This window comes from Bacillus sp. UNC69MF (assembly GCF_000746035.1).
Taxonomy (GTDB): Bacteria; Bacillota; Bacilli; order Bacillales; family Bacillaceae; genus Bacillus; species Bacillus velezensis.
Genome location: NZ_JQKM01000003.1, coordinates 43,732 through 57,781, shown reverse-complemented (window position 1 = coordinate 57,781; position 14,050 = coordinate 43,732). Strand labels below are relative to the sequence as shown.

Here is a 14,050-nt window from a genome sequence, read left to right as displayed (position 1 = left end):
TTATCTCCCTTATGTGGTAGAAACCTCTTCCTTTGCCTTAATTTTGGTTTCTCTGACATCTTTAGCAATTAAAATCTCAGGGATATATCCTAATATTCTCATTTTTGTTAGCCACTCGATGATTTCTATCTTGAGGTAAATTGATTTGTTAATTGAGAAATCGATTGTTCCATCTTCTAAAATGATATTTTCAGACTGCAACACTAAAAGCATTGATACTTTTTTAACTTTATCTATACCATGAACTTCTAATGCATCACTTTGCGTATTAAATATTTCAGCACTATGAACCGACTGCTGGATACAGTAACGAATATCAGGGGTACTTCCAATTTTGACATGAATCAGAGCATTTTCTTTAACATCATAAAGGTCAGCAAACTCAACGCTTTTATAAAAATGTTGACCTTTCTTTCTATCAAGTAAAATATAATTAAAAACATCTTTTAAATAAATGTTAAAAGGATATTCCGCATACGCTACTTGGTCATATTCTTCAATATTTGATGCTTGAATTTCCCTTCCTTTCTCTAATGCATCATCAGTAAGGTTATAACCTGGAATAAAGATTGCACACTCATTAACCTTAACTATTTCTCGCTCAATAAAATCCATATAAGATTTATTGAAACTTGCCCATTTCCCTCTATATAAACAATAATCTTTCCTCCGGTATTCAGTGCTGTAGTCTAAGATTTTCAGTAAGCTAATTTGGCTACCTTTGTCAGACATCGGTCTTATTGAAACCTTAGATACATCAGTACAATCAATCTCATCAATTTTTTGACCTATAGATTCAATTGAGTAAGAATCAAGCAGATGAGTTCTTCTATCATAAATAATTTCTACACTGTCATCTTTTGCTGGTTCTATTAATATACCCCCATCATCTTCCATAAAATATGATAGGCTTACACTTGGCTCTCTCGACTTAATTGCTTCTAATAACATACGATTTAAATCAGAAATCATAGGTTGGTTATCTTCATTATTTTTTAGAAAATTCATTCTTGGCAAACTTCCTGACTTTTCTTCATATAAATATATATAGTGCAACTCATGGACAATATCGATAATATTCCCTGGAGTATAATCACTTATTTCTAATTTTACAGCTGAACCAAACCGCATTTTATCCTCATACGAATATAACAGGAAGCTTGAATATTTGTCGTCCATATTAATCTTACTTACTAGCAATTCATGACTTTCTCCAATCTCTGATGTCACGTATGAATTTGTATTGTACTGAGTAAGAGATTTATTCTTTGATTGTTTAAAGAACTTAGCAGACTTAACCTCAATAGAAGTTTCATCATGAATTATCTCTGCTATATCGAAGCCAAAGTCCATATCAGCAAAGTTACTAGCATAGCTATGACCTCTTCCTAAGGAAATAGCATATAAATGATTATCCAACTCAAGAATAATCATTCCAAAAGCCGATTCAACAGTTTTTGTCTTTTTAGACTCATCTCCAAAAAAACCACTCCAATAGTTAGCCCACTCTATTTCAACTGTCTGCTCAGAATCTAACTTAAAGAAAAAATCGATAACAACTTGTTCTACTTTTTCCTCCTTATTTATCATGACTCTACTTGTATATGTTTTACTTTCACCAATTCTATGCATTTCTTTTTCTCGTAAATATTGGATAAAATCATCCCTTGCAGCTACCTGCTTATAGATACTTAGTTCCATTCCTCTTCCCCCTACCTCTGATATTAAGCTTCTAGCAGGTTACACATAATAAGGGTATCGTCCTTGTTCAACGTTTCCGACTGAAGCTCATATTGTTCTTTGGATGCTCTTCAAACAATAATGAAGCTAAATATCATGTTCATGTCTGAGACCAATCCTAAGAGTAACTAAGTCTTGTAAATTCTCCTCATCCACAAATCTATATCCCAATTTCTTTTTTAAAATTTACAATTCTCTTTCATTCTCTAATATTACCATATTCTCGGTGTTATAGAGGGTAAAATTGTCTGTTTATTCGCCAATATTTTGATATTCTATAAATTTCTCTTGATAATTACCTTGTATTTTTTGAAAATTATCCAATATCTTAATTAATACTATTATCGATGGCTCCTATTTGTTTTTTGTGATAACTCCGTTAATTCAGTGTTTTTCTCCACATATATGTAAATAGACAGGTCAAACACCACTCCTGCTTTAAACAAGTCAATTGGTGTCATGAGGGTCACCTCCTTTACCGTAAAATCAAACACGAAGAAAGAGACGAACACTCTTTTATAGCAAACCTCTCTGACATGTAAACACATATTTGATTGTGCTACTGTTCCTAATTCCACTTATTCCCATAAAGCTAATAGGCTTAGAAAGATAGCCATCTCTCAATAGACCAATTCCGATATCCTTCTGACCTTGTTTAACCTTAATAAGTATACAACGTTCGATGCACTGCCATCATAGAAGAATCCCAACAAGTTAGTTCTTGTTTGTGCTCTTGTGGGATAAGTAGCCTTAACCTCTTCGTTTCTTATGTCATCCACTGAAAGAGTTCTAACGTATGCTTCCCAGTCCTTCCATATTAAATGTGGGTAATGCTCCTCCATATAATTCCTGAAAACATTAATAAACCTCATAATTGATTTGCTTCTTTTCATAGGTCCATTAAAATAGAAAAAGGGGGAGAAAACTCATCCCTAATAGATGAATCCTCTCCCCTTTAAGGTGAAGTGTTTGCAACTTCTTTATTGAGTTGTATTTGCATTGTATTAATCTGTCGGTTCTCATTGCTGTTAGTTTGACGGACGAGTAGATGCTTAGCCTTTTCCTTTGCTCCCCAGCCAATGATTCTTGATAGCACCTTTGAAGTTCTGCATGACCTGTTTCATCATTAAAAATATCAGGTACCGCCTTTCCCCCCTTTGAAATTCAATAGGAGAGAGTCTCTCTTCAAGACGTTCTTTTTCTTCATTCCAAGTAGATAAACGTTGTACAAGGTCTTCTTTTTGAAACAAATTATCTTCGTACAAAAGGACTTTTTCTCTTCTTTGCTGATTGGCTTCCAGTTCCTTTTTCAACGTCTCGTATTCATGTTGAAGTGGTGAGAAACCTCTCTCCTTCTCTTTCAACAGTTTAATTTGTGAGAACATCATTGTTAGCTATATTGAATAACTTTTTTATTACATACTTATCTGCATAGTCAGTTCTTACACGATTTGAGCGACAATCGGTTGAACTTTTGTTTCTCCCAAGTCCCACAAATATAATACTCTAAAAATTTTTTATCCCGTCTTTCAGTTTATTTTTATTCGCCCAATGACCATTCCTGTACCACGTGCCGGACACTTCATGAGGTCCGTGAGTGGGAATTCGCTATCTCTTTATGAATAGTTGTTTCCATCACCAACACTCTTTCATTTCTTGTTCTACTCGTAAGTTAATGGCTACTTTCGACATATTTGAAACCTCTAAATCCTATATATAAAGAGGCCTACATGACCCTCATAAAATATTAATCATGCTCATAAGCATACAATCCGAGTGATACTCCTTTTTCTTTGTGTTTCACTTGAAGTAGTTCAATACCAGCTGTATTGTAATAGCGATTGCTCATAACACATTCAAAGCGAGAACGAATGTCTTCGTTGTTATGAGCCGTTAAACAAAACAGTTGTATTTTACTCTTTCTAGCTAGTTCCATTATTGGTTTTACTACGTGTTCTGATGAAGCTTTACCAAAGGGATTATCTGCAATAATGACTTTCCAGGAATCGTCTTTAGCGTTTACCTTTTTACGTAAATACGTTACAAGTATCATAAACATAGACATATAAGAACTAAATTCTTCTCCACCAGACCATTTAGAAACTTCATCCCAAGGTTTCCAGTTTTCTGCACTGGTTGTCATAAGAGATTTTTTTCGTGGTTTATAGATACTTACAAAGCACTTCTTGATAGGAGCAATTTTATCTAAAAGTACCACGTTGTCCAGTCTTTCTACTAGGTACTCATTCATTTCATTTTCTGGTTTGTTCTCTCGTTTCATTCTTTGTAAAGTTTCAAGTGTTATTTGAACATGATAATGTAAATTACCTAGAGTGGTTTCATCATTTAAACGTTCCCATCTCATTTTAATCAATTGCAATTCATGGCCAAATACTTCCACTTTGGAAAACTTAGGTATTTCGGTTACATTTTTATAAATGGATTCTACACGTTGGAAACATAATTCTACTATTTTCACTTTATCCTTTTCACATTCTGCAATCTTTCGATATAAGTCTTCTTCAAAAGCATTAATGGTGTCAAAGATGCGATTAAACGATTCTAAAATAAAATCAAAATCAAATAATTGGTCGCTTGTTTTCAATTTTGAAAAACCATTCGCAAATTGTTCGGTCTTCGGGTTATTAGATTCTTGAATCTTATTTACATAAGTTTCAAATGATAGATATACACCTTTTTTGCTCTTTTCTAACTTTTCCAACTTTGTTGAGTACTCATTAGAATGAGTTTGTGCATATTTTTGATAGGTTTTTGACTTAGCAATGATTTCTTCTTCAGATATTAATCCAAATCTTTCAAGATACAAAGGAAGATTTTCACTCTGCATGTGTACCATAGCTTTTTCAGCATCTATTACAGAATTCTCCAATAGTGTCTTCTTATATCCAAGTTCCTTATTGATTGTCCCCAGTTGTTCTTTTGACTGATTGTAGCGATGGAATTCCTCTTTGTGCTGCCACTCATCATAAAGAAATACTTCTTTTTCATACTTGTCTTCAATTTCTTTCTTATTGGAATCTAATTGTTCTGTTTTCAGTCTAATATTTTCTTTTACTTCTCTCTGTTTAAACTCACTTTCCTTTACGGAGATAGATAGTGTGTTTGCTATATCTTTTTGTTTAATAATGGATTCTTCTAGGTTAACTTCTTCAGCATAAAACCCTTTTACTTCTTCTAGAGTAAATCCGATATTATTGATTCGTCTTTCGGATTTACCAAGTTCATTAATTTTGTCTAAATGATTTTGTTCAAGAAGACTTTTCGCTTGGTCTTTATTAGAGTATTCTTTTTGAACTGCATTAAAACGGGCCACGTACTCATCTTTTTCTTCACTGGTATAGCAATCAGAAGGTTCGAGATTCTCGTTTAATTGGTGTTGTTTTCTTTCTTTTTCAAATCCACTCATAACAGATTCAATGTTCCGCTTCTTATCCTTCTGTCTATCTAATGTATCACGTAGCTGTATTAATTCTTCTTCACAAAGATTTATTTTTGTCTCACATTGGTCATGTTGGTCTTTTAGATTTTTTGCTTTTTCAACTAACTCTTCGGGATTTGGATAAAGCTCCATAAAGCTTTGAAGATGCTTTATATGAGACCTTCTTGTTGTCAGTTTTACTTTTTCATCTAAGATAAACTCACTAATTAATTTGTTCTCATTTTCTAATACCTTAATTTGTTCGTTTGTATCTTTAATTCGTTGATGAGAATCTTTTATATCGCCCAATAATTCCTGGACAGCTTGCATGGTGGATTCTAGGAATGTACTAGGATAACTAGTATGGAATGTTTCTAATGTGGTTAATATTTTATTGGAATTATCAAGAGTGGATTTTGCAAAAGTTAATTGTTCTTTATATTGAGAAAGCTCTCTTTTTAATCCTTCAATAATTTCTTGGATTTTAGCTCTGGATGCGAACCACTGAACATCTAACTGATGATAGAGATATAACTCATTATATAGCGGGAAAAGTTTATTTTTATTTGCAACTACAGCTTTCGTTTGAAGTTGAAGTTTACTCTTTACATAAAACAGTAATGGTAAGTTTAACAGTTCGTTATTCAAACTTTTCAAGGCTTTTTTGACCTCAGATAAGTTTGCTTCTTCGACCAATAACGTATAAGGAAGCAATGGATAGGAATCAAGGTACTGATTTTTCATTTCTTCATTAGAAATTTCCGATAGCCATTCACTACCTAACATGGTAATGACACCTCTTTGTTCCAGATGTTGTTGAACCTCTAATAAGGTTTCATTCGGAACAAAGAAATTGTGTGATTCCCATAGGTTAAGTTTCTTGGTTAAGTCATGAATATTCTGTTTGATTTTATCTATTTTTTGTTCTGCTTCCACTCTCGAATACTTATAATAACGAAGAAACTTCTCGATATCTTCAAAGGTGTTTTCTGTACTTTTCCCATCCTCTAAAATAAGTGAGAGTAAAATTTTTTTCTCCCTTTCGAATTTTTCTTGTTCAGATTCTAATAAAGAGATTTGGTTTTTCTTGCTTTCGATTATTACACTTTGACTCGTTACAAACCCCCTTTTTTCAGCCATTTCTTGTTCGTTTAATTTGCCTTCCTCTTCTTTTTTAATAATGGTAGCTGAAGATAGTTTTTGTTGTTCATCTAGTGACTTCAACACGATTGATGGATGATTCCCAGCTTCTTCTCCTAATTCATCTACCAGTGTTTTTTTTTCTTTTTTATAGTTATTTAGGTGATTGTTTGCATCCTTTAACTCACTAAATAAATCTTGTTTATCCTTTCCTAATTGTTTTCGTTCTTTATCTTTAAGATTAATTTCTTCTTCGTTATATTTAATGTTTTTGTTCTGCTTAACTAAAGCAAATTGTTGTTCTTCAATGAGGAAATTTAGCGCTTCTGTTAAGAGTTTTTTAGATTCATTTCTTCTTTTTTCCAATTCAGGATCGCTTGCTGCTAAAGCAGACAATTTTTCTGTTAGTTGTAGTACCTTCTTATGAATACCCAGATAATCCGCATATTCTTTCTTTGCTTCCAGTTGTCTTAATAATGATTCCGCTTGCTTTAGTTGAGCTGTTTTCATTTTGAGTTTATTTTCAACCGTAGTGAGTTCTGTTTCTTTTACTTCGATCTGTTGCTTTAAGGTATGAGATTTATAACTATCAATTTTCCAATCCGTCTCATTCATTAAAGATTGGTTTTTCTTAATATCCTTAATTAAGGAAATGATTTTTTCTTCCTTGTCAAAAATTTGAAGTTCAATGCTTTTCTTAAGCGTAACTACATGCTTTTGTGTTTCCATAAAGGATTTCTTTTTCACTTGAAAATCTTCCACTGCTTTTATCATATCTTCTGCAGAATATTTTATCCTTTGGAAATCCTCTAAGTCTCTTTTCATATCCGGAATACTTAATAAGTTCTTACTGTATTCTTTAAAGTACGTTTGGATTTCTTTTTTCTTTTCTTCGCTGTCAAAGATGGTGTTTTCCACTTCTGGGATAAGAAGTTTTACTAATAAGTCATACGTGCTGGATGCAGTTTTGAAGTAATTATCTACCCCACCTTCATCCCCGTTAATCTTTTGTATCATCTTCCATTCTTCTTCAAGAAGGTGGAATCGTTTTAATTCCTTTTTATAATCACGATTTACTTCAAAAATACGAATATCGTGTTGTCTTAAAAATTTCCGGTACTCATTTAATCTTGTTACCTTCCCGTCTTCTGTGGTAGGAAGGGTATTGATGTTTAAAGTGTCTCCTCTGTTATAGGTGAACAGATACGTGAAATAGTTTAATTCTTCTGTTTTGGTTTCCCCATTCATATAGGTAAACCCCAAACATAAATATTCATACGGAAGATTTTCTCCATCCAATTTCCACTCCGTCATAATATAACCAGTTGTTCCTTTATACACCACTTCTTTTAACAAGCGTTTACTTAAATTGGAGTTAGGAAGGATGGTTTGAGTAATTAGTTGAATAAAGCTCGTTTTTCCTCCACCGTTTTCTAAGATAAATAGAGCATCTTTAGCGTTTGGTTCCCACAAGCTGTTTGAGATGATTTTCTTCCCTTCATCTAATTGGATATTGGTCATTCTTACTTTCGTTAGTCGTGGCATTTTATCATTCCTCCTCTTCTCCAACAGTGCCTTCTTTTGTTACAAGCAATAGGTCATGAATTTTGCTTTTGTTCGCGACATTGTGATAATAATGACTAATAATATTTTTCATTTTATTGGTAACAGAAATATTGGTATGTTCTCTTATTCTGATAAGTTTTTCTTTTTCTAAGAAGCTCAATGTCTTTTCAATATACATCCGTCGATTATCTTTTGTTTTGATATGGCTTGTAGCCCCTTCTTTAAAGTCGGCCATTCTGCCCCAAGCTTCTATAATCCCAGCCACGTCTACATCATATTTATCACTTAATTCCTCTAATTTATCTTCGCCCAATCGTTTATACTGCTCGATGTATCCATTCATTTTATCCAATAGTTCTTCCATTGGGAGATACATCCGGTCAGCAAACTCCATATCATATGGTTGCTCTAACTCTGATATTAAAATGAACAAAATAAAGTAGAATAGATGAATTTCTTTGTTGTTCTTAAAGACTAATTCTTTCTTTAAATCCTCATTCGTATAAGACATGGTTTCGTTCTCGATCTCCGGCACCATTTGAATAACGCCATCTTGTTCATCCAGAAAAATCATAACTTTCCCTGTAGGTTCAATTACTTTCCGTATAAGATCTTGAACGACTCTTTCCTCATACCACTGAAAATATTCATCTTCTTTGCTTGTAAGAAACCCTTTTTTACTCAAGGCCACATACAAACCGAACCCTTTACTCACGGTATCTTGTGTCCACTCCATAAAAGTCACCTCTTGTAATTAACATATCTTTATATTTCATAGTTCCGATATAGTGGGATTTATCTGTTTCTAATAAACTAAAGGACCCTATTTCTTGCAAAGTTGATAGTTCACTTGACAATCTTATTAGCATTCGATTAATCTTTTTATCATCAGGGAGGTTTTTCCACACATCTGAAGTCACTTTTTCAAAACGATTGTATTCGGACTGATGTAGTTCTGCAATTAACCCTAACAGTGGATCTGGATTGTATAGAATATCCTCATAAAGACTTTCATCTTGGGTTTCAATCATTTGGAATACATCACTTAGTAAATACTTATCCTTTTCCACCAAGTGTTTCAATAAAGCGGTTATACATCGATATTCTTTGTTTTCAATTTCTTCTTTTTTCCTCGTCTCTTCTTGCTCTTGCATTCTCTTTGTTTCTTCGTCTACTTCCACAATTTCTTCCTCTTTTAGTTGTTTTTGTTTGTATCTTTTTTGAGGAGATATTGCGAGTAATGGGTTAAAAATTTTATGATGTCTCAATGGAAGAAATGGTTTAGAAATTGCATTTAACACTTCTACTGTAGTAGGAGTTTCTATTAGTTCTCTTAGAATTTCTTGTTCAAAATCTAAATGAACCGAAAACGCATGGATAATGGAAGATTCGAGTGATTCGCTCATAATATTTTGAGTTTTTTGTTTTTCGGTAAATAAGGATTCGTGTAGGCTGATTGCCTGAAGTAATTTCCCTTCAATTTCTTGGATGATATGAATTCCTTTTTGTTCTTTTTCTGTTAATCGGCCTTCATGATATTCATCAATTTTTTCTTCAACCAAATTTTGCAGATCCTTGAATTGCTCTCTTTCTGTTTTTAAGGTTTCATCTATTCTTTTTATCATAGCTTCAAGTTCAGAACGTTGAGAAACACCAAGAGCATCTTTGATGATAGTAGACTGTAACTTTCTAATCCGCTTTTTCTCATCCTCTATCAAAGTGTGCATTTCGTGAATTCTTCTTAAAGCATCGGTGAAAAGGCCTTTTTCAAATTGTCGTTTGAAGAATAATTGAGAAATAGTAATTCGAAGCTCTCCAAATACTTCTTTGGTTTTGAAAAGCAGCTCCAACCCCATTGAAGTTAGTGTGAAATCGTCTAGGCTATCTTCTCTATCACTAAAGACGTTCGTGCCTTCTCCATATTCAATCAGATGAAAATAATGAGTTTTCTCTTCTCTTTTATCGAAATCGTAATACGTAAATGTGTGAGCTTTTCCTCTGTTTCGAAGGTTTTTAGAAACCAACCAATCTTCGAGCTCGTCCGCTTCTGCTTTGGTAAAATCTTCATTCCAGTATCGTCGGACCACTTCTAAAATGACATATTGCAATTCTTCTTTTGTCGTGTTTTTATTAAATGCTAGTTTGTTTTCGAGCATATAAAGAAGTACATAGAGAGCAACCGTAGGAATAGGTAATTCTTTAAACTTCATTGGTTGTTCCAATCGTAGGATGGGTGAAAACATAGCTATATGCTTCATCCGCTCGTTAAAACCTTCTAGCATGGATTCAATGTTTATGTTCAAAAAGAATCCTACCTCCTTTCCCCTAATTCACGGAGAATCGCTAAATTCAATCCTTCTTGCGGAATATAAGTTTGAACATTTTGAATAATTTTGGTATATTTTTTGAGTTCATCTATATAGGCCCCTTCAAAAAAAACTGAAAATAATCTTAATGAATCGTCAATAATGGTTTGTTTCAATTTTCTTTCGATGGTTCTCGTTAAAGGTTCATGACCGTAACAATTTAACAGTTCGATATAAAAAGGAGTAAATGGTTTTATTCTGTTGTCTATTTTGATCAATTCGGAACAAATATGAATCCCTCTTGCATCTAAATCCCCAAAGTAATAGACTTCGTAATCTTCTAGCTGGTATTCTTCTAAGAAATAGTAGCTTCTTTGTATCTTATCCCCTTCCCCGTATATCACCATATCAAAGGTAATTCCGCTCCATGTGTTAATACCATCCATCATTAACTCTTTTACAGAATCGAAGGTATCTCTATTTTCAATAATCAAAATGATTTTTGGCTTTCTGGAGGGGTATGGTTGGTACTCTACAAAAGGTTCATAAGTTCTTCGACAGTTTAAATCCGATAGAGTGAGTCCTAAATTGGCTAAAAATTTTATTCCTTCTTTATCTAAAAGGAATTTTTCATTTCTGAATAGTTCAAAGGAACGTTCATTTGCTTTAAACATCTCCTTTTTGGTATCACTGTTGTTTGTAAGAAATGCATGAACTCGATCTATATAGAACTTCCATTTTTCAAATTCTGCTTCATCATAAAAAGCAGTCATATTGAACAATGGATAGTTGGTCATTAACTTTTTAATATGAGTGGGATTCGTTCTTCTTTCTTGTTTCACTAATCTATATTCATTAAATACAGGTGGGGTCTGATGATTATGCCCTCTTGCTTTTACTGGTTGAATTTTCTCTTCTTCTACCATATCCTTCAACGTAGAAGAAAATCTAAAATATCCACCACCGTCATCATATTCTTGTTTGAGTATTGTTTTAAGATATTGTTCAATATCCACCGTTTTCACAAAGGTCTTTCTATATGTATTCATATATTCCATGATAAATGTTTCCCATCTTCTCATTCAAACACCTCAATTAGCAGTATTAAATATTATTTATTTAAGAATTCTAAATAACACTTATAAAAAACAACCTTAATATCCCATTGAGATTGTTTTACTATAAATGACTAATTCGCAAACAGTTTTTCGGTTCCATTATGGAGAGTTTTCTAAATAACAATTACTAACACGGGAGTTAATCACCTATTTATTTACCACCAAATTTATTTAGAATGTTAATACATAACCTCACTCACTTATGATAAGGCTCCCCACGATTAATCCGAAAAGCCCGATAAATCTGCTCTACAAGTATGAGACGCATCAACTGATGAGGAAACGTCATCTTTGAGAATGACAGTTTGTCGTCTGCGCGCTTCATAACGGCGTCGCTTAGGCCGAGTGAGCCGCCGATGACGAAGGTGATTTTGCTTTTTCCATAAGTCGCCAGCTTATCTATTGTATCGGCCAGTTCTTCGGATGTTTTCATTTTTCCTTCGATGGCGAGGGCGATGACGTGGGTGTCCGGGCTGATTTTGGCCAGGATGCGTTCGCCTTCTTTGTCTTTGACGATTTTCATGTCTTGGTCGCTCAGGTTTTCCGGAGCTTTTTCGTCCGGGAGTTCGATGATGTCGATTTTTGCGTAGGCTGAGAGTCGTTTTTTGTATTCTTCAATGCCTTGCTTGAGGTATTTTTCTTTTAGTTTTCCGATGGTCACAATATTGATATTCACAGGTCATCCCCACTTTAGAAACAAGTTATTCATATATATTGTCCACAATTGTGGATATCTTTTCTGTATTTTGTGTAGGATCATTCGTTCCCTACTAGATATGTTGCAGTGTCCCCACATAATTCACAGGCTGTGGATAAACTGTTAGTATGTTCGATTTTTCTGATTTCGGGCGGAAGCTCATGATCATCTATGTACATGTCCAGCACGGTTTCGATATGTTCTTCACAAGAATAATAAGCGGTTTTCATTGTTACATCCTCCGATTTTCTTTTGCACGCGGCAATTGTTCTCTTTTCAATATAACCTATTTATACACATGTTAGTAGTGCTTCGGGCTGAGTTTTATCCACAATTCGGCAAATCACGCGCAAAAAGAGCCGGCGTTTGCAGCATCCGGCTCTTTACGTGTTTTCTCTTTTTTCTAAGCGAAGGACGAACAGAATTCCTAATAGACACGCCAGCAGCGTACAGCATACATCAATCCAGTCCGGCTTTCCGCCGTTTAAAAAAGAGTTGGTTATCACGGAAACCAGGAGAATGGTTACGGTCACCGCGGCAAGCTTTTTCTTCATCGGCTCCCTCCTTCATCTGACTGTCTTCTGCTTTTACGGTTCAAATTCCTCTATCTCTACGTTCGGTCGGCTTTTTTCTTGCTATATAGCCTTATCATGAGGGTCACAACGATATATACAATCATAAACAATGCCCCGTTACTCACATCAGGGTATCCAATCAACATATTCATTATGACAAAAACAATGGTTATACAAATGACGGACAACAATAAGAAGATACTGAATGATTTCAAATGAACACCTTCTTTCTTGCGATAACGTTTCATTATAAAAAGCTTACCGAAAGCGGTAAGCTCTTCCGAAATGTTTATACTCTTCAAAACCCACCCATCACCTGCACATCATACAGCTTGAGATGGCTTTTCGGCGTCACGATATCTTTCAGGTTCGGGATGGTCAGGTCGTTCAGCCTTTTGCCCGTTTTCAGGTCGAAGGATTCGATTTTGGCGGGCTTTTTGTAGCTGTACGTAAACAGATACAGCTTTCCGTTTTGATGCGTCAGCTCTTTGAAGTCGGCTTTCATTCGTGATGCGGGGAGCTTGAAGGCTTTTTTGCTTTTTCCGGTCTCAGGGTTGATGCGGTACACGTTTCCGAAGCCGTCAACGAAATAGAAGCTGCGCTGCTCCATGAAAAAGCTTTTTTTGAAGCTGAACGGCATGGAGTCATAGATCGTCTGTTCGTCATTTTTATAAGCGGCGATGTCATACGTTTTGATGGCGCCGCTGTTTTTCATGACTTTCACCATTTGATAGATGTGATCTGCTTTTTCCCCTCTGGTGACAAAGCAGATGGCGCTGTCGTCGGCGGCGAGCTGGGATTCGACAGACGTGCCTTCTTTATATGTCCATGTCGCGATTGATGTTGTATGGAGCTTTTCTTTATCGGCCTGAATGTCTTGGATGTGATAGCCTTTTTCGTCATCTGTCGGCGTGAGCGCGAAAAGATGATCTTTAAAAAAGCCTGAAGCGCGGATGTAGTGCGGGATGACGTTTTGCTTCCACTTGCCGTCAATCTGGCGGTACAGCTCTGAGCGATAGCTGCCGCCGCTCTTGTCGTAGCCCGAATTATACAGCGTGTAAAAGCCTTTCGCCCGTTCGATATATCCCGCGCTGTCTCCCGTATGCTGGTACGCTCTTTTATACGTGTGAAGGCCGTCCTGAACGGTATAGATTCCTTTTTTGTCCTCCAGCAGCACGCTGCCGTCATGCACTTTGGCCGATCCGAGCTCAAGCCCCTTCATGTGATAAGAAGAGAGCCGTCCTTTGTCATCGGCGAAGAGGGCGTAGCTTTTTCCGCCGCCGAACGTGTCTTGGTCAGCCGCCGTGGAGAAATACAGCAGCGCCTCTTTATCTTTCAGAAAATCAGGGTCATTTAATGTGTCTCTCGCAACCTCCGCAGGATCTTCCGTGCGGAAATAGAAGAAGCATAAGACCGCTGCGGCGGCGATGATCACTAAGGGTATCCAGATGATTTTTTTCACGTTGTTC

The 14,050-nt window shown here is 35.3% G+C and carries 10 protein-coding genes; all 10 read right to left on the bottom strand.

The window, feature by feature from the left end:
• Positions 1-9: 9 nt before the first annotated feature.
• Positions 10-1,701, bottom strand: coding sequence for a DUF6119 family protein (locus BR62_RS0100285; protein ID WP_032869269.1), 1,692 nt, complete (start codon positions 1,699-1,701; stop codon positions 10-12).
• A gap of 1,091 nt (positions 1,702-2,792) precedes the next feature.
• Complete coding sequence (locus BR62_RS18870) at positions 2,793-3,053, bottom strand: hypothetical protein (protein WP_050498168.1); 261 nt, start codon at positions 3,051-3,053, stop codon at positions 2,793-2,795.
• 434 nt (positions 3,054-3,487) lie between these two features.
• Positions 3,488-7,864 (bottom strand): membrane protein, encoded by a 4,377-nt coding sequence (locus BR62_RS0100270; protein WP_032869268.1) that lies wholly within the window; start codon positions 7,862-7,864, stop codon positions 3,488-3,490.
• 4 nt (positions 7,865-7,868) lie between these two features.
• On the bottom strand, positions 7,869-8,621 hold the full coding sequence (locus BR62_RS0100265; protein ID WP_032869266.1) for a DUF6063 family protein: 753 nt from the start codon (positions 8,619-8,621) through the stop codon (positions 7,869-7,871).
• Positions 8,593-10,188 carry a hypothetical protein gene (locus BR62_RS0100260; RefSeq protein WP_032869264.1) on the bottom strand — a complete coding sequence of 532 codons (1,596 nt, stop codon included), beginning with the start codon at positions 10,186-10,188 and terminating at the stop codon, positions 8,593-8,595. The genes BR62_RS0100265 and BR62_RS0100260 overlap by 29 nt, the downstream gene beginning before the upstream one ends.
• Before the next feature lie 8 nt (positions 10,189-10,196).
• Complete coding sequence (locus BR62_RS0100255; RefSeq protein WP_032869262.1) at positions 10,197-11,273, bottom strand: Wadjet anti-phage system protein JetD domain-containing protein; 1,077 nt, start codon at positions 11,271-11,273, stop codon at positions 10,197-10,199.
• Between the two features lie 232 nt (positions 11,274-11,505).
• Positions 11,506-11,985, bottom strand: coding sequence for a 23S rRNA (pseudouridine(1915)-N(3))-methyltransferase RlmH (gene rlmH / locus BR62_RS0100250; RefSeq protein WP_013354196.1), 480 nt, complete (start codon positions 11,983-11,985; stop codon positions 11,506-11,508).
• Positions 11,986-12,065: 80 nt separating this feature from the next.
• Positions 12,066-12,236, bottom strand: coding sequence for a CxxH/CxxC protein (locus BR62_RS18925; protein WP_004393147.1), 171 nt, complete (start codon positions 12,234-12,236; stop codon positions 12,066-12,068).
• A 153-nt stretch (positions 12,237-12,389) separates the two neighbouring features.
• Complete coding sequence (locus tag BR62_RS19645) at positions 12,390-12,560, bottom strand: hypothetical protein (protein WP_004393146.1); 171 nt, start codon at positions 12,558-12,560, stop codon at positions 12,390-12,392.
• Positions 12,561-12,879: 319 nt separating this feature from the next.
• Positions 12,880-14,043 (bottom strand): hypothetical protein, encoded by a 1,164-nt coding sequence (locus tag BR62_RS0100240; protein WP_032869261.1) that lies wholly within the window; start codon positions 14,041-14,043, stop codon positions 12,880-12,882.
• Positions 14,044-14,050: the final 7 nt, after the last annotated feature.